The organism is Mesorhizobium sp. P2_C5_2 (assembly GCF_056404535.1).
In genome coordinates this window covers 656,662-675,117 of the sequence record NZ_JBFUDV010000003.1, presented here as the reverse complement: position 1 = coordinate 675,117, position 18,456 = coordinate 656,662, and the positions used below count along the sequence as shown (strand labels likewise).

19 protein-coding genes and 2 pseudogenes are annotated in these 18,456 nt (G+C 64.4%); 10 read left to right on the top strand and 11 right to left on the bottom strand.

What is annotated here, in order from left to right; genetic code table 11:
- Positions 1–10 precede the first annotated feature (10 nt).
- Entirely contained in the window at positions 11–397 is a 387-nt protein-coding gene (locus AC1D1B_RS14655) for a DUF983 domain-containing protein (protein WP_477333228.1), read from the top strand.
- A gap of 25 nt (positions 398–422) precedes the next feature.
- On the opposite strand, the gene AC1D1B_RS14650 is transcribed toward AC1D1B_RS14655, so the two are convergent.
- Positions 423–980 carry a GNAT family N-acetyltransferase gene (locus AC1D1B_RS14650; RefSeq protein WP_477333226.1) on the bottom strand — a complete coding sequence of 186 codons (558 nt, stop codon included), beginning with the start codon at positions 978–980 and terminating at the stop codon, positions 423–425.
- Positions 981–1,036: 56 nt separating this feature from the next.
- Complete coding sequence (locus AC1D1B_RS14645) at positions 1,037–1,486, bottom strand: GatB/YqeY domain-containing protein (RefSeq protein WP_477333224.1); 450 nt, start codon at positions 1,484–1,486, stop codon at positions 1,037–1,039.
- A gap of 258 nt (positions 1,487–1,744) precedes the next feature.
- Here AC1D1B_RS14645 and carA point away from each other — a divergent pair, with 258 nt between their 5' ends.
- On the top strand, positions 1,745–2,962 hold the full coding sequence (gene carA, locus AC1D1B_RS14640) for a glutamine-hydrolyzing carbamoyl-phosphate synthase small subunit (protein WP_477333222.1): 1,218 nt from the start codon (positions 1,745–1,747) through the stop codon (positions 2,960–2,962).
- Positions 2,963–2,965: 3 nt separating this feature from the next.
- Here carA and AC1D1B_RS14635 read toward each other — a convergent pair whose 3' ends face one another.
- From AC1D1B_RS14635 to ypfJ, 3 genes are all read right to left on the bottom strand, one after another.
- A complete protein-coding gene (locus AC1D1B_RS14635) occupies positions 2,966–3,886 on the bottom strand; it encodes an aldo/keto reductase (protein ID WP_477333220.1) in 921 nt (306 codons plus the stop codon).
- Positions 3,883–5,148 carry a TCR/Tet family MFS transporter gene (locus AC1D1B_RS14630; RefSeq protein ID WP_477333218.1) on the bottom strand — a complete coding sequence of 422 codons (1,266 nt, stop codon included), beginning with the start codon at positions 5,146–5,148 and terminating at the stop codon, positions 3,883–3,885. Before AC1D1B_RS14630 ends, AC1D1B_RS14635 begins: the two co-directional genes overlap by 4 nt.
- 176 nt (positions 5,149–5,324) lie before the next feature.
- The gene (gene ypfJ, locus AC1D1B_RS14625; protein ID WP_477333216.1) at positions 5,325–6,260 is read right to left on the bottom strand and encodes a KPN_02809 family neutral zinc metallopeptidase; all 936 of its coding nucleotides are present in this window, start codon (positions 6,258–6,260) and stop codon (positions 5,325–5,327) included.
- A gap of 186 nt (positions 6,261–6,446) precedes the next feature.
- Here ypfJ and AC1D1B_RS14620 point away from each other — a divergent pair, with 186 nt between their 5' ends.
- On the top strand, positions 6,447–8,531 hold the full coding sequence (locus tag AC1D1B_RS14620) for a hypothetical protein (RefSeq protein WP_477333214.1): 2,085 nt from the start codon (positions 6,447–6,449) through the stop codon (positions 8,529–8,531).
- Positions 8,532–8,560: 29 nt separating this feature from the next.
- Here AC1D1B_RS14620 and AC1D1B_RS14615 read toward each other — a convergent pair whose 3' ends face one another.
- Positions 8,561–8,749 carry a hypothetical protein gene (locus AC1D1B_RS14615; protein ID WP_477333212.1) on the bottom strand — a complete coding sequence of 63 codons (189 nt, stop codon included), beginning with the start codon at positions 8,747–8,749 and terminating at the stop codon, positions 8,561–8,563.
- 98 nt (positions 8,750–8,847) lie between these two features.
- Positions 8,848–9,303, bottom strand: coding sequence for a manganese-binding transcriptional regulator MntR (mntR, locus tag AC1D1B_RS14610; RefSeq protein WP_477333210.1), 456 nt, complete (start codon positions 9,301–9,303; stop codon positions 8,848–8,850).
- Between the two features lie 242 nt (positions 9,304–9,545).
- Here mntR and AC1D1B_RS14605 point away from each other — a divergent pair, with 242 nt between their 5' ends.
- The 3 genes from AC1D1B_RS14605 (at position 9,546) to AC1D1B_RS14595 (ending at position 12,590) form a co-directional block, all read left to right on the top strand.
- A complete protein-coding gene (locus tag AC1D1B_RS14605) occupies positions 9,546–10,904 on the top strand; it encodes an Nramp family divalent metal transporter (RefSeq protein ID WP_477333208.1) in 1,359 nt (452 codons plus the stop codon).
- Between the two features lie 54 nt (positions 10,905–10,958).
- On the top strand, positions 10,959–11,819 hold the full coding sequence (locus AC1D1B_RS14600; RefSeq protein ID WP_477333206.1) for a protein-L-isoaspartate O-methyltransferase family protein: 861 nt from the start codon (positions 10,959–10,961) through the stop codon (positions 11,817–11,819).
- 120 nt (positions 11,820–11,939) lie between these two features.
- The gene (locus AC1D1B_RS14595) at positions 11,940–12,590 is read left to right on the top strand and encodes a dihydrofolate reductase family protein (protein ID WP_477333204.1); all 651 of its coding nucleotides are present in this window, start codon (positions 11,940–11,942) and stop codon (positions 12,588–12,590) included.
- 189 nt (positions 12,591–12,779) lie between these two features.
- Here AC1D1B_RS14595 and AC1D1B_RS14590 read toward each other — a convergent pair whose 3' ends face one another.
- Positions 12,780–13,658 (bottom strand): LysR family transcriptional regulator, encoded by an 879-nt coding sequence (locus tag AC1D1B_RS14590; RefSeq protein ID WP_477333202.1) that lies wholly within the window; start codon positions 13,656–13,658, stop codon positions 12,780–12,782.
- An 87-nt stretch (positions 13,659–13,745) separates the two neighbouring features.
- Between AC1D1B_RS14590 and AC1D1B_RS14585 the strand changes: the two are divergent.
- Positions 13,746–14,336: pseudogene (locus AC1D1B_RS14585) on the top strand (LysE family translocator); the annotation flags it as partial.
- A 31-nt stretch (positions 14,337–14,367) separates the two neighbouring features.
- Here the strand turns inward: AC1D1B_RS14585 and AC1D1B_RS14580 are convergent.
- Positions 14,368–15,162, bottom strand: a complete 795-nt coding sequence (locus AC1D1B_RS14580; RefSeq protein WP_477333200.1) for an SDR family NAD(P)-dependent oxidoreductase — start codon at positions 15,160–15,162, stop codon at positions 14,368–14,370.
- Between the two features lie 179 nt (positions 15,163–15,341).
- Here AC1D1B_RS14580 and AC1D1B_RS14575 point away from each other — a divergent pair, with 179 nt between their 5' ends.
- The gene (locus tag AC1D1B_RS14575) at positions 15,342–15,806 is read left to right on the top strand and encodes a MarR family winged helix-turn-helix transcriptional regulator (RefSeq protein ID WP_477333198.1); all 465 of its coding nucleotides are present in this window, start codon (positions 15,342–15,344) and stop codon (positions 15,804–15,806) included.
- An 89-nt stretch (positions 15,807–15,895) separates the two neighbouring features.
- Here the strand turns inward: AC1D1B_RS14575 and AC1D1B_RS14570 are convergent, their stop codons facing one another.
- Complete coding sequence (locus AC1D1B_RS14570; RefSeq protein WP_477333196.1) at positions 15,896–17,074, bottom strand: MFS transporter; 1,179 nt, start codon at positions 17,072–17,074, stop codon at positions 15,896–15,898.
- Positions 17,075–17,279: 205 nt separating this feature from the next.
- Between AC1D1B_RS14570 and AC1D1B_RS14565 the strand changes: the two genes are divergently transcribed.
- Entirely contained in the window at positions 17,280–17,636 is a 357-nt protein-coding gene (locus AC1D1B_RS14565) for an ArsR/SmtB family transcription factor (protein WP_477333194.1), read from the top strand.
- 24 nt (positions 17,637–17,660) lie between these two features.
- Here the strand turns inward: AC1D1B_RS14565 and AC1D1B_RS14560 are convergent, their stop codons facing one another.
- Positions 17,661–18,131 carry a nucleoside deaminase gene (locus tag AC1D1B_RS14560; protein ID WP_477333192.1) on the bottom strand — a complete coding sequence of 157 codons (471 nt, stop codon included), beginning with the start codon at positions 18,129–18,131 and terminating at the stop codon, positions 17,661–17,663.
- 105 nt (positions 18,132–18,236) lie between these two features.
- Here AC1D1B_RS14560 and AC1D1B_RS14555 point away from each other — a divergent pair.
- Positions 18,237–18,419: pseudogene (locus AC1D1B_RS14555) on the top strand (ArsR/SmtB family transcription factor); the annotation flags it as partial.
- Positions 18,420–18,456 lie beyond the last annotated feature (37 nt).

The following is an 18,456-nucleotide window of genomic DNA, read 5'->3' as shown; positions in this document are numbered from 1 at the left end:
AGTGACCATCATGCACGATGACGCGCACTATCCCCCGCTTGTGCCATGGCAAGTCGGAATTCGCGGCCGCTGCCCCCGCTGCGGAGAGGGCCGGCTGTTCAATGGATTTCTGACGCTTGCGCCAAAATGCGATGTTTGCGGGCTCGATTACTCTTTCGCGGATCCGGCCGACGGCCCTGCCTTCTTCGTGATCTGTTTCGCCTGCGTCCCTTCCGTGGTTTTCGCCGTCTGGGCGCAAGTGACCTTTGAACCGTCTATGTGGTTCCATGTCCTCGTTTCGTTGCCCATAGTTTTTGCGACCTGCATTCCACCCCTGAGGCCGCTCAAAGGTTGGCTCGTGGCAAGTCAGTTTTACCATAAGGCGGAAGAGGGCAGGCTGGCCAAGCCAGGCGAATAGCGCCGCCAAAACCCGCCTACGAGACCTAGAGATCGATCCGGAACAACAAGCTCTCGGCGCAGCCATACACGGCGTCCTTGATGAACGGGCCAACTAACCGGCCGCCGTTGGCCAGCACCACCTTCTGCGAGGCCGGATTGTCGAGGTCGGTGGTGAGTTCGACATACGGCAAGCCGACCGCCCTTGCCTCGGGGAGCATCAGCCGCAGCGCTTCGGTGGCGTAGCCGCGTCCGCGCTTCCAGGGCACCACGGCATAGCCGATATGGCCGAGCACATGGGACGGCAGTGCGGCGGTGCCAGGTTGCCAGCGAAAGCCGATCGAGCCGGCGGCCTCGCCGTCCCAGATCCAGCGCCGGAAGCCGGGCAACCGCGGCACTGTCGTGCCATCGGGCAAGGTGATCGGCGGACCCTTGGCCTCGGGATCGTCGAGGCCGGCGAGAAACGCCGCCGGATCCTCCTCGATCGCCGCCAGCTCCGCGCGCGTCGCTTCGTCAAGCCGCACATTGTCCGGCGACCAGCCGCGCTCAAGCGCAGCCCTATAGGATGGCAAATGTTCGAGCGCGGGTTTGACGATTTCGATCATGACGACAGACCACTTGGCGCCCGGGCCGCAAGCTGGGCGTGGCGGCGGAGAGCCTCTTACTGCAGCAGGCCTTTGACGATGCCGCTCGCCTTACCGAAATCCATCTGGCCGGCATATTTCTGCTTCAGCGTGGCGATCACCTTGCCCATGTCCTTCTGGCTGGTCGCACCGGTCGCGGCGATCGCTTCACGCGCCGCCGCGGTCACCGCGGCATCGTCTAGCTGCGTCGGCAGGAAGCCGCGGATGATCTCCATCTCGCCACGCTCCTGCGCGGCGAGTTCCGGCCGCTTGCCATCCTCGAATGCCTTGGCCGATTCCTCGCGCTGCTTCACCATCTTGGCCAGGATCTGCAGGATCTCCTCGTCGCTGGCCGGCTCCTTGGCGGAGCCGCGATTGGCGATGTCGCGGTCGTGAATGGCGGCCTGGATCAGCCGCAGCGTCGGCAGCCGGTGCTTGTCCTGCGCCTTCATCGCGCTCTTCAGGGATTCGGCGATTTTTGCGCGCATGATGCATTCTCCTTCGAACGGCGCGGACAATAACCGTCGCGAACTCGTAAAGCAAACGCGCCAAGTCCCTGATATCGTTTGACGAAACAAATGCCCGCTGTTTTGGCCCGGCATCATTGACCGCTCTGGCGCCTTCCCCTATGTACTCGGCCTTGCATAAGACAATGAATTGATGCGCGCAGGCTTGAGAAATCGGCCGCGCGGTTTGCTGCGCAGATGGCTTGCCATCGAAGCGCGCAGCTAGATAGGAGCGCCGCCATGGCCGAGATGACGCCCGCGTTGACCCCCGCCTGGGCAACCGAAAAGCCGACCGCCCTGCTGGTGCTGGCCGACGGCACCGTCATCGAAGGTCGCGGCCTCGGCGCCCCAGGCTCCGCCGTCGCCGAAGTCTGCTTCAACACCGCGCTCACCGGCTACCAGGAAATCCTCACCGACCCGTCCTATGCCGGCCAGATCGTCACCTTCACCTTCCCGCATATCGGCAATATCGGAACCAATGACGAGGACATCGAGGACCTCAACCCGGTCGCCCGCGCCGGCGCCGTCGGTGCTGTGTTCAAGGCCGATGTCACCAACCCGTCCAACTACCGCGCCGGCACCGGCCTCGATCAGTGGCTGAAGAAGCGCGGCATCGTTGCGCTCTCCGGCATCGACACCCGCGCGCTGACCGCGCTGATCCGTGAAAAGGGCATGCCCAACGCGGTGATCGCCCATGCGCCCGACGGCGTCTTCGACCTCGACGACCTCAAGCGCCGCGCCGCGGCCTGGTCCGGCCTGATCGGGCTCGACCTCGCCAAGGAGGTCACGTCGGGCCAGTCCTCCGTCTGGCGCGAAACGCCCTGGGTGTGGAACGAAGGTTTTGGCGAACAGGCCGAGCCGTCCATGCACGTCGTTGCCATCGACTACGGCGTAAAGCGCAACATATTGCGCCTGCTTTCCGGCCTCGGCGCCAAGGTAACGGTGGTTCCGGCCAGCACCGGTTCGGAAGAGATCCTGGCCATGCAGCCGGACGGCATCTTCCTCTCCAACGGCCCCGGCGACCCGGAAGCCACCGGCGACTACGCCGTGCCGGTCATCCAGGATTTGCTCAAGACTGACATTCCGGTGTTCGGCATCTGCCTCGGCCACCAGATGCTGGCGCTGGCGCTGGGCGGCAAGACCGCCAAGATGCATCAGGGCCATCATGGCGCCAACCACCCGGTCAAGGATCACACCACCGGCAAGGTCGAGATCGTCTCGATGAACCACGGCTTTGCCGTCGATGCCGACTCGCTGCCCGAGGGCGTCGAGGAAACCCATGTCTCGCTGTTCGACGGCTCCAACTGCGGCATCGCACTCACCGGCCGTCCGGTGTTCTCGGTCCAGCACCATCCCGAGGCCTCGCCGGGCCCGCAGGACTCGCACTATCTGTTCCGCCGCTTCGTCAATCTGATCCGCGAAAAGCGCGGCGAGGAACTGCTGGCCGAGCGCGCCTGAGCCCTACGCCACCGGCCGGCCTTCGCTGGCCTCCAGAATGGCGAACCACTGCTGGCGGTCGAGGCTGATCTCCAGCGCCTTGACCATCGCCCCCAGCCGCTCCGGCTTCATCGTGCCCAGCACCGGCACCAGCCGGGCCGGGTGGCGCAACAGCCAGGCGATGGCGACAGCAGCGAGATCGCTCACGCCGGTTTCCGCCGCCACTGCCGCGATTGCTGCCCTGACCCGCGCCTCGCGCCCTTCCTTGCCAGTGAACAGCGAGCCGCCGCCGAGCGGCGACCAGATCATCGGCGCATAACCGAGACGCTGCGCGTGATCAAGGCTGCCGTCGGTCAGCGCATTGGTTTTCAGCACCGACATTTCGATCTGGTTGGTGGCCAGCGCAAACGGCAGTCGCGAGGCCAGAAGGTCGAACTGCGAGGGCGTGAAATTGGAAACGCCGACCGCCCTCACCTTGCCCGACTTGACCAGCCCGGCAAGTGCCGCCGCCGTCTCGTCGGCATCCATCAGCGGATCCGGCCGATGCAGCAGCAACAGGTCGAGATAATCGGTGCCGAGATTGGCGAGCGAACGGTCGACCGAGGACGTTATGTGGGCCGCACTGGTGTCGTAGTGCTTCAGACGGTTTTGCGGCCGGTTGCCGGAGGCCAGCATGATGTCGCATTTCGAGATCAGTTCGATGCTGTCGCGCTTGCCTTTCCAGCGCGAAAGCCCGGCGCCAAAGGCCGCTTCCACCTCATAATTCCCGTAGATGTCGGCATGGTCGAAGCTGGTCAAGCCAAGGTCGACTGCCGAGCCGATCAACCGCGCGACCTGATCGGCGTCCGGGCGCACGGCGCTGTCGAGCAGGCGCCAGGCGCCAAACACCAGCCGCGACAGCGACACCCCGTTCCTGGTCAGCACAATGCGGCTGTCATGGCTCATACCTGTGCTCCATCTTCAGCGACGCAGGTGGCGGCGCTTCTCACCGCCGTTGGCCGCGCAACCTTCGTCACAAAGACGATGACTGCAAACGTGAGGAAGCACGCGCCAACCAGATAGGGCGCGCCGCCGAATGTCACGGGCGCATTCGGCCCGGTGAACCAGGAAAAGATCGTGGTATAGAGCAGCGGCGTGATGATCGAGGTGATCGAGAAGATCGAGGTCATCGCGCCCTGCAATTCGCCTTGCGCCGAAGGCGGCACCTTGGCGGCGGCAAGGCTTCTCAACGGCGGATCGGCCAATGCTTCGAGGCAGCCGACGACGATGACCGCGTAGATCATCCAGCCTTGCGAGGCGAAAGCGTAACCGAAGGCGCTGGCTGCGGTGAACGTCAGGCCGATGACAGCCGTCCTCCATTCGCCAAGTTTTGGGATCACGCGCGGCAGCACCGTCGCCATGACAATCGCCCCGCACAGGCCGAAGGCGCCAAGCGAGAAGCCGATCTGCTGCTCGCTCCAGCCATAGCGGTAGTTGGAGACGAACGACCACACCGCCGGGTACATCATGTGGCCGAGCGTCATCAGGAAGAAGGCGAGCCCGATCCAGCCGATGCCCTGGTACTGGCGCATCTGCAGCAGCGTGCCGACCGGGTTGGCGCGCTTCCACTCGAAGCGGCGCCGGTGCTTTTGCTCAAGCGTTTCAGGCAGGAAGAACATCGCGATCAGAAAATTCACGAAGGCAAGTCCGGCGGCGAAATAGAACGGCACCCGCGGCCCGAACGTGCCGAGCAGCCCGCCCAGCACCGGGCCGATGACGAAGCCGACGCCAAAGGCGATGCCAAGCAGGCCGAAATTCTTCGCCCGGTTCTCATCATTCGAGATGTCGGCGATGAAGGCCGATGTCGTCGAGTAGCTGGCGCCCGAAATGCCGGCCAGCACGCGGCCGATGAACAGCATCGGGTAGGACCAGGCGATGGCGCAGATCAGATTGTCGATGGAGAAGGTGAGCACGGAGGCAAGCAGGATCGGCCGCCGCCCGAAGCGGTCGCTCAATCCGCCCATGATCGGGGCGAAGAAGAACTGCATCGCCGCATAGACGAAGAACAGCCAGCCGCCCTCGATCGCCGCTTCGCTGATGCCGACGCCGCTCAACTCCCGGAGAAAGGCCGGCAACACGGGCATGATCATGCCGAAGCCGATAATATCCAGCAGCAGCGTGGTGAAGACGAGCGCGAGGCCCCGCCTGGCGGTTTTGGGGTCGATCATGATGGCGTCTGCTCCCTGGGACCGCCCTTGGGCGGGCGCCCGTTATAGGCGAGGCGTCACCTTGGAACAATAGGAGAACGCCTCAGGCGTTCTCCTCCTGACATCTGTTGCCGGTGATGAATCGGCCCGTCGACGGATGCGCTTTCAACCGCAGTCGGCTTAAACTCGCGAGCGCCTCAGATTGGACCCGTCAGCGTGTTGCAATCCGACAGCTTGCCGCTCTTGTAGCCGCGCGCCAGCCAGGTCTGCCGCTGCTGCGACGTGCCATGGTTGAAGCTTTCCGGAACGACGTAGCCCTGCATCTTCTTCTGCAGCGTGTCGTCGCCGATCTGCTTGGCGGCGTTCAGCGCCTCTTCGATGTCGCCCTGTTCCAGAATGCCCTTCTGCGCGGTGAAATGCGCCCACACCCCGGCGAAGCAGTCGGCCTGCAACTCGATGCGCACCGACATCTGGTTGGCTTCCGCCTCGCCCATGGACTGCCGCATCTGGTTGAACTTGGGCAGGATGCCGGTGAGGTTCTGCACATGGTGGCCGACCTCATGCGCGATCACATAGGCCTGGGCGAAATCGCCGGAAGCGCCGAACTGCTGGTCGAGCTGCTGGAAGAAGGTGGTGTCGAGATAGACCTTGTGGTCGCCAGGACAATAGAAGGGGCCGGCTGCCGTCGAGGCGGAGCCGCAGGCCGAGCGGATTTGCCCGCTGAACAGCACCAGCTTCGGATCCTCGTATTTCAGGCCCTGTGACTGGAAGATGCCGGTCCAGGTCTCTTCGGTCTCGGCCAGCACGGTCGCCACGAACTGCTTCATCTCGTCGGAAGCAGGCGTGCCCGCGCTGTCGTCCTGGCTGCCGCTGTTGTCGGTGATCTGGCCACCGCCACCCGGCAGTACGCCGCCGCTGTCGCCGCTGCCCAGGATCTGCGAGGGATCGAAGCCGAAATACCATCCGGCCAGCACCACGAGGATAACGAGCAGGATGCTGCCGCCGCCACCGGTGCGGCCGCCGATCGGGACGCGGAACTGGCCAGGGCTACCGCCGCCGAAACCACCACCACCGCCGCTGTCGCTGCGCTCGTCCTCGACATTGTCACTCTGACGGCGGCCCTTCCAGAGCATGGCAACTCCCCGTGATGCAAATTTTCGGCGAACCCGGCCGATGTCATGGTCAGGTCCGACCCAACAAACAATTATCCGAATGGTTGCACCAAGTCACAGTATTTTTCATGCGGGCGCCGTCGTGGTTCGCGCTCTGGTCGAGGCGCCATAGGCACTGTAGAATCCGGTTCGAACGGGGGTAAGGGCTTGCGAACGATCCGCCGATTTCTGTTACTGGCGGCGCTGCTGTGCCTCGGCCTGTGGCCAGCGCGCGCCGTCACGCTCGATTCCAGCGTCGCCGTGACCGATCCCGAGACATTGCAGGCGCTCGAGCGCGGCGGTCTTTCCATCAGCCGCCTGCTTGGCCCGGCGCTGGGCCTCACCCGCGAGGTCGACAATCGCGGCCTGTTTTCGGTGCGCGCGCTGACCCCGGTGCGCAACGCCGTCAAGCAGGAGATCGCCGACGAGCCCGCCGGCAGTCCCGATCCCTACGTCGCCGCGATGGCGAAGACGAAGGATCCCAGCCAGAAATTCAACCCGAAATACATTGACGATGACGGCTCGACGCTCGACCTGACCGGCGTCGTCAACCGCATGGACCGCGGCTATCTCGGCCACACCGAATGCGGCGAGATCCGGCTGATCTACCGCTTCCATTATTCGGTGGCGGAGAAGCCGGCGAAGGGAAAGCCAATCGGGGGAAAGACTGGGCAACGCATTTCGTCGCGCCTGCCGCTGACTATGAGCCTGGTCTTCAACGCCAAGCCCGGCGAGGCTCGCGCCCGCGCTTCGAGAGACCGTCCAAGCGCCACCGCAGTCTCGTGTGCCGACGTCGCCAAGCGCTGGCTGGCCGCCGGCCAGAAAGATCTTGCGCCCGATCAGCTCGCGGCCTGGCTGCGCTCCGATGAAGGTCCGCTGTCCAACGCCATGCTGAATTCATCGCAGATCATGCGGCTCGAACTGAACATGCAGGTTCTCAGGCTATCGGCCTCGAGCCGCCGCGACTTCGGCGGCCATGCCGAATACCTCCTCAAGATTTTCAAATGGGACCCGGCGACTTCGACTTTCCAGGAATCGAAGATGGAGAACCAGATCGACCGGAAGGTGGTGCTGGCTGATCGACCCGCCTTCGCCAAATGGCTGCTGACCGACCGCAACATTTACGACCTCGATCGCGGCCGGCTGGTGATCGACGACAAATTCCTGGCGACCAGCGCCGTCTCCGTGGCGCCCGGCGGCATGAGCCGGTCACAGAACAACATCGCCTATGGGCTGCTCGACGATGCCGATATCGACAAGGCGCTGAAGGATTATGTCGCCAGGGGCAACGAGCTGCGCGGCGTGAAATCGGTGGCCGGCTTCAATTTGCGCCTCAACGACATGACCTGCACCGGGTGCCATCAGACGCACGGCATTGCCGGCTTCCACTATACCGGCGCCGATCCGGCCAGCGAGCCGCGCCGCAACGCCGTCTTCGTGCCGGGCTCGGCGGTGTTCTTCGCCGACCTGCCGCGCCGCCGCGCCATCGTCGAGGACTTCGCCGCCGGCGGCCATCCGGATTTCTCCCGCGGCTTCGCCGCTCGTCCGGATGCCAAATACGCCGAGGCGCTGGAAGGCACCGATCTCTACAATGGCTGGGGCTCGATCTGCTACAGCGGCGAGGATGCAAGCTTCAAGGACTGGAGCTGCGGCGAAGGCCTGCGCTGCGCCGGCGTCCATGAGAGCGCCATCCATCCGGGTTTCGGCACATGCGTAAGCGAGGCGGGCACCCAGGTCGGCGATCCGGTCGAGTTCGGCGAGATCAAGATGTCGACATGGGGCAGCGACAAATATTGCCGCCTGTCGCCGGCTACCGCAAAAGCCTGCGCCATCGACCCGGCGCGCGACAAGAAGCCGCCGATAAAACTCGCCGGCTATGGCGCGGCGCGCCAGCGCTACGACAATCCCGAGCAGAAGACCGGCGGCTTTCCCGGCGGCATGCTGCGCAAGGCGAGCTGCGACAAGCTGCCCGACGAGGCAAGCTGTGGGCGGCTGGCCAAGACCGGCTTCAACGACTGCATCGCCTCGGGCAAGGACCACAAATTCTGCACCAAGGAATTCACCAAGACTGCCGGTCTGCGCGCCTGCGACAAGGCGCATCCCTGCCGCGAGGACTATATCTGCACAGCCGGCTATGACGATCTGGCCGAGGCCAAGCCCGGCAAGGGCACCTGCATTCCGCCCTATTTCATCTTCCAGTTCCGCGTCGATGGCCATCCGCGCAGCTGGGTGCAGGATGTGAGCGAAGAATAATCTGTGCGTTGGCGCTTGCGGCCGAGAGCTCAGCTTTTCTGCTTGGCGCCGGCGCTTTTGCCATCCGAGCTTTTGGAGCGTTCCTCGAAACGCGCGGCGCCCTTCTTCAGCGGCCGGCCGGTTTCGGCCTCGGTCTTGCGCTCGTTCTTGGCGGCTGCCTGCTTCAATCCCCTGGCAGCCTGCTTGCCCTTCGCGGTCGGTGCCTGTTCAACGCCCATGGTTTCCTCCTTGGCGCGCAACAATCGCGCGCGACGTCAGGAGCAACGAGCCTGAGGTGCGGAGGTTCCGGTGGACTTTGGTCCGAGGCTCGCAAGCCTCAACGTGGCGCAATCATCGCCTTGCGAAACGCTTCCAGCGTCTCGGCGCTGACATGGTGCTCGATGCCCTCGGCATCGATGCGCGCCGTCTCGGCGCTGACACCGAGCGAGCGCAAAAAGGCCTCCACCGTCTGGTGGCGAATGCGGCTTTCCTCCGCCACCTTGCGGCCGGCATCGGTGAGGAACACGCCGCGATACGGTTTGCGGGAGACGAGCCCGTCGGCGCACAGTCTGGTCAGCATCTTGGCCACCGTCGGCTGGGCGACGCCGAGCCGCGCGGCGATATCGACCTGGCGCGCCTCATTGCCGTCCTCGATCAGGTCGGCGATCAGCTCGACATAATCCTCGACCAACGCGCTGCGCCGCGCTTCGCGCGTGTGCCGGAAGCCTTCGGAATGAACATCGGCATCCGGAAGCGGCTCTTCGCGTCGAACCGGTTTGTGCCTCAGCGCCAATGCGAGCTCCCTCTTGGCTTTCGACAAATCAATCGCCCTTTGCCATTCATAGCACGGGCTTAACTGTTCCAGCCGTTTATTTGCATTCCATGGCAGGCGCAACCGGCGTTTGCGATCACCCCCTGCGCGTCCATCGGCTACCCCGCAAGAAGCACATACAATGAAATATAGCCTATTGCATAATGTTGAGCCCTGGCATAGATAGGATGGCAGATACCAATCCCTCCAGTGGAAAGCCTGCCATGTCCGAAGCCGACGCAACCGTGGGATCAGCCTGGCGATTTGACAGGCCGGAAGACAATCCGCCCAGTCTGCGTGAGGTGAATTCTACGATCGCGGTGCCGCAATCCGGCGTCTGGTTCCGCCGCCTGTTCGCCTTCATGGGGCCGGGCTACATGGTTTCGGTCGGCTATATGGACCCCGGCAACTGGGCAACCGACCTCGCCGGTGGCGCCCAGTTCGGCTACACGCTTTTGTTTATCATCATGCTGTCGAACCTGATGGCGATCCTGCTGCAGGCACTTGCCGCCCGGCTTGGCATCGCCACCGGCCGCGACCTCGCCCAGGCCTGCCGCGCCTATTATCCGCGCCCCGTCAGTTTCGTGCTGTGGATCGCTTGCGAACTCGCCATCATCGCCTGCGACCTCGCCGAAGTCATCGGCACGGCGATTGCGCTGCAGCTTCTGTTCGGCATTCCGCTGATCGGCGGCGCCATGCTGACGGCGCTCGACGCCTTCATCGTACTGCTCCTGATGAACAAGGGGTTCCGCTATCTCGAAGCCTTCGTCATCGCGCTTTTGATCATCATCTTCGGCTGCTTCGCCATCCAGATCTTTGCCGCCGCGCCGCCGGTCGGCTCGATCCTGCATTCGATGTTCGTGCCGTCGACGGAGATCGTCACCAACCCGGCGATGCTCTACATCGCCATCGGCATCATCGGTGCCACGGTCATGCCGCACAATCTCTACCTACACTCCTCGATCGTGCAGACCCGCGCCTATGAGCGGACCGAAAAGGGCAAGCGCGACGCCATCAAGTGGGCGACGACCGACTCGACCATTGCGCTCATCCTGGCGCTGTTCGTCAACGCTTCCATCCTGATCGTCTCGGCTGTCGCCTTCCACGGCACCGGCCATCAGGACGTCGCGGAGATCGGCCAGGCCTTCGAACTGCTCTCGCCGCTGCTTGGCCTCGGCATCGCCTCGATCCTGTTTGCGGTGGCGCTGCTCGCCTCGGGCCTCAATTCGACGGTGACGGCCACACTGGCCGGCCAGATCGTCATGGAAGGCTTTTTGCGCCTGCGCATTCCACAATGGGCGCGCCGGCTGCTGACGCGCGGCATCGCCATCGTTCCGGTCGTGATCGTCACCGCGCTCTACGGCGAAAAGGGCACCGGCCAGCTGCTGGTCTTCAGCCAGGTAATCCTGTCGATGCAGCTGCCCTTCGCGGTCATCCCGCTGGTGCAGTTCGTCTCCGACAAGAAGAAGATGGGCAACCTTGCCATTCCCCGCAGCGTGGCGGCCCTTGCCTGGGTCGTCGCGGCGGTCATCCTGGTGCTCAACTTCAAGCTGCTCTACGACACGGTCTTCGGCGTCGGCTGAATTTCCCCTTACGACCGCGACAAACCGGCAGTTCGCGCTATCTTGTAGCGCATCATGACAAGTGTCGAAGACGCCAGGAAATTCTACGCGCAACTGATGGCGGCCAATGCAGGCTCGGCTGATCCGCGCCTCGAAGAGGCGTTCGCCACGGTGCCGCGCGAGGCCTTTCTCGGCTCCGGACCGTGGACGGTGGTCGCCGGCAGGGCGCTCGCCACCGGCAACGGCAGGATCATGACGCCGAGCGCCGATCCGGTTCACATCTATCAGGACGTGCTGGTGGCGCTCGATGCAGACAAGGGCATCAACAATGGCGAACCCTCCCTGCACGCAATGTGGATTGCCAGGATCGCCCCCAGATCGGGTGAGGCCGTCACGCATGTCGGCGCCGGCACCGGCTATTACACCGCTTTGCTGGCCCGCCTGGTTTCGCCGGGCCGGGTGACCGCCTTCGAACTGGAGGCCGATCTCGCCGCCAGAGCGACAAAGAACCTCGAACCCTACCGCAATGTCAGCGTCGTCCATGGCGACGCCGTCACCGGCGATCTGCCGCCTTCCGACATCATCTATGTCAATGCCGGTGTTGTGGCGCCGCCGGTTGGCTGGCTGCGGGCGCTGAAGCCCGGCGGCCGCATGATCTTTCCGTGGCGTCCGTCCCAGAGCGTCGGCCTTGCCGTGATGGTGACCCGCACCGACAACGGCTTTGCCTGCGACCCGTTCATGCGATCATGGTTTATCCCTTGCGTTGGCGCCTCGGTTGCCAGCTCCGCGGCCAAGATCCCCGATCTCCAGAAAGCGGCGCTCAGTCGCTCGATCTGGCTGGCGGCTGACAAGACGCCGGACCGCACCGCCACCGCTGTCATCGGCGATGTCTGGTTTTCGTCACAGGCTCCTGGTGGTGGGCGAAAGCGGCAATAGGTATCGTTCATCGCCGGCGGTGGAAGTTTTTGCCCGCGACTGTCGGACGGCCGCCGGCCTGTGCGTCCTTGGATCGAAGTCCGGCCCTGACGGCGCGGGCCAAAGAGAAGGAAAAACCCAATGAGGAAGATCATCGCCGCCACCTTCGTCAGCCTGGACGGCGTCATGCAGGCACCAGGCGGTCCGGAAGAGGATCCGGTCGGCGGCTTCGAGTTCGGCGGCTGGACCTTCCATTACTTTGACGAGGTGGCGGGCATGGCAATGGAGGAACTGTTCTCCAAACCCTTCGCCCTGCTGCTCGGCCGCAGAACCTACGACATCTTCGCCGCGTACTGGCCGTATCAGAAAGATCCGATCGGAGATGCCTTCAACCCTGCGACCAAATATGTGGCGACACATCGGCCGGATTCGCTCACCTGGGAAAATACGCAATGGCTTGGGGAAGATATCGTCGCGGCGTTGCGCCGACTCAGCCAAGAAGATGGACCTGACCTGCTCATCCAGGGTTCGAGCGAGCTGATCCAGACCCTGCTCGCCAACGGACTGATCGACGAGATCCGGCTGATGACCTTCCCGCTGGTGCTGGGCAAGGGCAAGCGGCTGTTCGATGGCGGCGCGATGCCGGCCGCTTTCAAGCTCGTGAAGTCGCAGGCCACCACCACCGGCGTCATCATGGCGACCTACGAACGCGCGGGCGAGATCAAGGTCGGATCGTTTGCCACGCAGGAACCGTCTGACGCCGAGCTTGAGCGGCGCAAGAACTGGAAATAGACGCCTCTTTTCCTCTCCCCCACGAACGTGGGGGCAGAGGTGGCTCGGCGAAGCCGAGACGGAGTGGGGGTTGGCGCGATGGTGATCGAGTCTTCAAGGATTCGCCCTACGAAGGCCCCCACTCCTGCCGCTTCGCGGCCACCTCTCCCCCACATTTGTGGGGGCGAGGAAACCCAAGTTCGGAGAGGTTCAAGCCGCCACCGCCCGTCGGGCCAGTCCATCCCTGATATACCGTGCAAACTCCTGCGCGGCCGGCGCCGCGCCGAACCTTGGCAGATGCAGATTGATCGAAAAATTCGGCAGCGGCGGCAGCCCGGAATCGAAAGGCAGAATGTCGAGATCGGCCGGCACGGTGGAGGCCAGCCACGTGGTGACGGCGAGGTCGGAGCGCACCGTCGCGGTCGTCGCGTCGATGTTGCCGTTTTCGAACACGGTGCGCCATTCCAAACCATGCTCGTTTAGCGCCGATAGCACCACCGGACGGAAGGCGCAGGTATCAGCGACGATCGACACCGGCAACGGCCGCTTGGCGCGGGCGACGCCGCCCTTGGCGCCGACCCAGACCAGCCGGTCGATGGCGAGGCACTCGCCCGCCGACGGGCCAACCCGTTCCTCGATGACGGCAAGGTCGATGGTACCGGCTGCAAGGGCAGCAGTAAGGTCCGGCGAGGCTGCGCAGAGCAGTGAAATCTCAACCTGCGGATAGGTCTCGGCATAGGCCTTCAGCACCGGCGCCAGCAAGGTACCGACAAGGTCGTAGGGGACGCCGAGCCGCACCTGGCCGGCGACCTCGGTGCCCGCCATCTCGGCCCAGATCTCGTCATTGAGCCCAAGCAGCCGCTTTGCCTTGCCGAACAACCGCTCGCCGGGCCGTGTCAGCCGCAAGCCGCGCCGGTCGCGCTCGAACAGGCTGCAGCCCAGCGCCTCCTCCAGCCTTTTGACCTGCTGGCTGACGGCGCCTTGCGTCAAATGCAGCGCATTCGCTGCCGCCGTCATGCTGGCCTTGTCGGCGACGGTGACGAAGGTGCGGATCAGCGCTGTGTCGAGGTTTCGGATCATGGCTTGCATTATATCTGCTAATGCCAGCCATCGCAAACATTGCATTTACTGAAGTATGCCGGAGTCTACCATAAGGCCTCTGACAAAGGACGCCCCATGCTCCAGCCCATCCTGCCGCTCATCCTGTTTGCCTTTGTGGCTACCGCCACACCGGGTATCGCCACCACTCTGTCCACCGCTTCGGGCGCGCAGTTCGGCTTTCGCCGCTCTGTGCCGCTGATGGCCGGCAGCGCGGCCGGCCTTGCCACGGTGACCGGTGCCGCCGCCGCCGGACTCGCCGGCCTGCTGCTGGCCATGCCGTCGCTGCAGCTGGCGATGAAGATCATCGGCTCGGCCTATCTCATCTGGCTGGCAATCAAGATTGGCCGCGCCGGGCCACCCAACCTCGATGTGACGATGGCAAAACCCAACAGCTTCTTCGGCGGCGCCGGCATCCAATGGATGAACCCGAAGGGCTGGGCGATGGGGCTAGGTGCGGCGGCCTCGTTCGCGGCCCTTGCCGATGGACCGGGACAACTAGCACTGCTGCTCGGCTCGACCTTCGGCCTCACCGCCGCCATCTCGCTGTCGATCTGGTGCGTGGCGGGCATGGTGCTGGCGCGGCTGCTCAAGACCGAATGGCAATGGCGCGCGCTCAACATCGTGCTGGCGCTGGTGCTGGCGGCGTCGATCATTCCGATGTGGCGACGGCCTAGGCGCCGACCGCCACATCCAGCCCTCAAGCCGCGTAGCGGGCGGCCGGCTTGTCGGCGTGCAGGCTGCCGTAGAAGGCTTGCCTTGCGCCGAGGAAGGTATCGAGCTTGGCCGCATCGGCAAGCGCCGGCACGGTGACAGCTTCGCCCCTGGCGAGACCAACGAGCGCGGCATCGACCATATCGTCGGCGCTCATGATGATTTCCTTCGGCAGATTGTCGATGTCGCTGCCGGCAAGTTCCCAGAAATCGGTGCGGGTCGCGCCCGGCAATACAGCCTGCACCTTCACATTGGTGCCCGCGACCTCGCGGTGCAGCCCCTCGGTGAAGTTGACGACATAGGCTTTGGTGCCGCTGTAGATGCCGCCGAACGAGGTCTCATAGGCGAGCACCGAGGCGATGTTGACGATGGCGCCGCGATTGCGCGCCAAAAGTCCCGGCAACACGGCGCGGGTCAGGCGGGTCAAGGCGATGACGTTGACCTTGATCATGCGCTCGGCCTCGTCGGCGTCGGCGGTTGCCACCACCTGCTGGCCGCCGATACCGGCATTGTTGACCAATAGTGTAACGCTTTCGTCGGCAGAAATGACCTTTTCGACGCGGCGCACATCATTGTCGTCGGCGAGATCGGCGGCGATCACGCTGACCTTGCGCTTGTAGGCATAACGCAGCTTTTCAGCCAGTTCCTCGAGCCGGTCGGCACGCCGCGCCACCAGCACCAGATCGTAGCCCTGCCCTGCCAGCCGGTCGGCATAGACAGCACCGATGCCGGCCGATGCGCCGGTGATGACTGCGGTGCCCTTGTTGTCCTGTCCACTCATTGTCGTGTTCCTTTTCGCTGCCCTGCGAGACGGAAATCTCCAGTCCCGCCGCCTGATTTCCAATTAGTGGCATATACCACTATTTGGGAAATAGGTATATGCCACCATCTTGTCAACGGAGGCGGCAGAAACTATTTCTGCGGCAGGCCGGCCGACGATTTTGCCGGCGAGGAGTCGTGATGGACAAGACTGCGATGCCGGGCTTCAGCCCTTGCAACAACGCCACGCTGCGGCGCGCCGCGCGCAAGCTCAGCCGCTTTTATGACGATGTGATCGCGCCGTCGGGCCTGAAGGGCACGCAATACGGCCTGCTCTACCAGATCTATATCGGCAGCGAGCCGGCGATGGGCACGATTGCAGAAGAGATGGTCATGGACCTGTCGGCGCTCGGCCACACGCTGAAGCCGCTGATCCGCGACGGCTATGTCGACACCTTCGCCGACAAGGACGATCGCCGCGTCAAGCGGGTGCGGCTGACAGCCCTAGGCCTCGCCAAGCTCGAGGAGACGACAAAATTGTGGAGCTTTGCCCAGCAGCGCTTCGAAGCGCTGGTCGGCCAGCAACGAGCGGCGGACCTGCGCGCCATGCTCGATGAAGTCGCGGCGCTGGATTACGACGTGCCGGCGGCCGCCCCTTCAAGCTGAAAGAGCGGCCGCCAGTCAGATCTGCTAGAGCAATTCCAGGAAAAGTGTGAAGCGGTTTTCCGTCCGGAATTGCGTCAAAGCTAGCACTTCTACTCCGCCGGCATAGCGACCGGCCGGGCCGCCCAGCGGCCGGCCAGCACCACGCCAAGCCCGATCAGCGGGAAGATTGCGGCGATCAGGCCGAGATCGGCCGGCACGCCGTAGCGCAGCACAGCGCCACCGACCACCGCACCCAGCGCCACGCCGAGGTAGAGCGCCGAGGCGTTGAGCGACAGCACGATCGGGGCGGCATCGGGCGCCAGCTTGATGATGCGGCTGGCCTGCGCCGGCGGGAACGCCCAGCCGACCATGCCCCACGGCACCATCATGGCCATCAACACCGGCCCGGCGAGATGCTGCGGCAGGAAGGTCGGCACGACCGACAGCATGACCAGCATCGCCGCGCTCAGCGCCAGCGACCAGCCGACGGTGCGCGTCGCGCCGAACCGGTCGGCCGCCTGGCCGCCGGCGATGTTGCCGATGACGGCGCCAACGCCGAAGGCGAGCAGCATGCCGGGCAGCGCCAGCGGGCTCAAGCCGCCGCTCTGGATGGCCAGCGGCGCGATATAGGAAAACACCGAGAAGGCGCCGATCAGGGCGAGCGCCGTGGTCAACAGGATCGGCATGACGCCGGGGCGCAACGCCGCGGCCAGCCGCCGCCTGAGCGGCAGCCTGGTGCCGACGATGCCGCGCGGCAGCCGGTACCACAGGATGGCGCCAACCAGCGCGCCGAGCCCGGCAATGGCAAAGAAGGTGCCGCGCCAGCCGGCAAAGGCGGCGACAAGCGCGCCGAGCGGTGCGCCAAGCGCCACCGCCACCGTGGTGCCGCCAACGACGACGGCAATGGCGCGCGCCCGGTGGTGGTCATCGACCAGCGCCACCGCCGTGCCTTGCGCGGTCGCCGCAAACAGGCCCGAGGACAGCGCCATGATGATGCGGGCAATGAGCAGCAGCTCGAAGGACGAGCTCAGCGCTGCCACCAGATTGCCGATGACGAAGAACACCAGCGTCCACAAAATGACGCGGCGCCGGTCCCATTCGCCGGTCAGCGTCGCCAGGATCGGCGTGCCTATCGCATAGGCGAGCGCAAAGGCGGTGATCAGCGTGCCGGCGAGCGGAATCGAAATGCCGGCATCGCCGGCGATATCGGGCAGCAAGCTGGAAATGACGAAACCTTCAGTCGAGATCGTGAACGATCCGAGCGCAAGCCAGAAGAGGCGCTTGTCCATTGGGGTGTCCTTAGTTCAAAAGTTATTGAACAATTGGACATAGCAGGGCATGATGTCAATGAAGCCAGACGAAAATAGCTGAAGCCTGCTGACAGCCCTGTGTCAGGACAGCCATTGGGCCAATCGCGAAACGGAGAAACACTGTGTATGCGCAGGACAAGATGGACGCGTTGAAATCGCCACCGACTGTGCTTAGTTTCGGGCCATGACCTTGCCGCACCCCAACACAGACCAGATCAGCCTGCCGATCGTGCTCGCTGTGCTTGGCGACCCGACCCGGCTCGCCATCGTGCGTTATCTCGCCAGCAAGGAAGGCGTGGCGCTGAACTGCAGCCAGTTCCTCGACCTCGGCTCGAAGACCAACCTCAGCTATCACCTGGCCAAACTGCGCGAGGCCGGCGTCACCCGCGCCGAAGTGGTCGGCACCAACCGGATGATCACGCTGCGCCGCGCAGACCTCGACGCCCGCTTCCCGGGCTTGCTCGACAGCGTCATCGCCGCGGCTGGCGACGATCCCGCCCTTCCGGCGGTCGGAGGTCACGACATCGAAGTGCCGGCCTAACCGGTTACGAAGTCACGTTCGCTCCTAGCGCTGCCAAAAACCGATATGCGGGGCGAGAAGCTCCTCGTCCATCTCGGGGAAAGGACCGTGGACCTCGACCGGCTTCTGCCCGGAGCCAAGCACTGTGCGCGACGAGAGGCTCATCGTCGGATTCCCGGCATGGTCGCCAGTCAGCGCGAGAAGCTTGGTCTCCTCGTAGCCGTAGACCAGCCGGCCGATATTGGCCCAGTAGAGCGTTCCCGTGCACATGGCACAGGGCTCACCGGTTGTGACCAGCGTGCAGGACCAGAGGAATTCCGGCGGATAGGCTTCCGCGGCACGCCGGGAGAGTTCGGTTTCGGCGTGGCGCACGGTGTTGATGTTGCCTTGCCGCATCAGGATGCGATCGTCGGGGCCGACGAGCACAGAGCCGAAAGGATGATGCCCGTGCGCGGCAGTCTCGCGCGCGACGTCATTGGCGGCGCGAAGGTGGGCAACCATCTGGTCGCGGGTCATCGCCTGATCCCTCCGAGGCTGTCTTGAGCAGATACTCCCCAGACGAACTCTGGACGGCATGGACGCTAGCAGATGGAGTGCTTCGGCGATAGCCAAGGGTGGGGCTCCCGGCTGCGCGAGGCCGGCGTCACCCGCGCCGAAGTGGTCGGCACCAACCGGATGATCACGCTGCGCCGCGCCGACCTCGACGCCCGCTTCCCCGGCCTGCTCGACAGCGTCATCGCCGCGGCTGGCGACGACCCTGCCCTGCCCGCGGTCGGAGGCCACGACATCGAAGTGCCAGCCTGAGGCTTCTCGGCGACGATGGACGCCCAGGCGTCGCCGG

Coding starts and splice junctions, on each gene's coding strand:
- AC1D1B_RS14590 (WP_477333202.1), bottom strand. CDS start 13,658: ATGCAAGCCATGATCCGAAACCTCGACACAGCGCTGATCCGCACCTTC.
- AC1D1B_RS14635 (WP_477333220.1), bottom strand. CDS start 3,886: ATGAGCCATGACAGCCGCATTGTGCTGACCAGGAACGGGGTGTCGCTG.
- AC1D1B_RS14605 (WP_477333208.1), top strand. CDS start 9,546: ATGTCCGAAGCCGACGCAACCGTGGGATCAGCCTGGCGATTTGACAGG.
- AC1D1B_RS14615 (WP_477333212.1), bottom strand. CDS start 8,749: ATGGGCGTTGAACAGGCACCGACCGCGAAGGGCAAGCAGGCTGCCAGG.
- AC1D1B_RS14560 (WP_477333192.1), bottom strand. CDS start 18,131: ATGACCCGCGACCAGATGGTTGCCCACCTTCGCGCCGCCAATGACGTC.
- AC1D1B_RS14580 (WP_477333200.1), bottom strand. CDS start 15,162: ATGAGTGGACAGGACAACAAGGGCACCGCAGTCATCACCGGCGCATCG.
- AC1D1B_RS14575 (WP_477333198.1), top strand. CDS start 15,342: ATGGACAAGACTGCGATGCCGGGCTTCAGCCCTTGCAACAACGCCACG.
- AC1D1B_RS14655 (WP_477333228.1), top strand. CDS start 11: ATGCACGATGACGCGCACTATCCCCCGCTTGTGCCATGGCAAGTCGGA.
- AC1D1B_RS14595 (WP_477333204.1), top strand. CDS start 11,940: ATGAGGAAGATCATCGCCGCCACCTTCGTCAGCCTGGACGGCGTCATG.
- AC1D1B_RS14645 (WP_477333224.1), bottom strand. CDS start 1,486: ATGCGCGCAAAAATCGCCGAATCCCTGAAGAGCGCGATGAAGGCGCAG.
- AC1D1B_RS14630 (WP_477333218.1), bottom strand. CDS start 5,148: ATGATCGACCCCAAAACCGCCAGGCGGGGCCTCGCGCTCGTCTTCACC.
- AC1D1B_RS14650 (WP_477333226.1), bottom strand. CDS start 980: ATGATCGAAATCGTCAAACCCGCGCTCGAACATTTGCCATCCTATAGG.
- AC1D1B_RS14565 (WP_477333194.1), top strand. CDS start 17,280: ATGACCTTGCCGCACCCCAACACAGACCAGATCAGCCTGCCGATCGTG.
- carA (WP_477333222.1), top strand. CDS start 1,745: ATGGCCGAGATGACGCCCGCGTTGACCCCCGCCTGGGCAACCGAAAAG.
- AC1D1B_RS14570 (WP_477333196.1), bottom strand. CDS start 17,074: ATGGACAAGCGCCTCTTCTGGCTTGCGCTCGGATCGTTCACGATCTCG.
- ypfJ (WP_477333216.1), bottom strand. CDS start 6,260: ATGCTCTGGAAGGGCCGCCGTCAGAGTGACAATGTCGAGGACGAGCGC.
- AC1D1B_RS14600 (WP_477333206.1), top strand. CDS start 10,959: ATGACAAGTGTCGAAGACGCCAGGAAATTCTACGCGCAACTGATGGCG.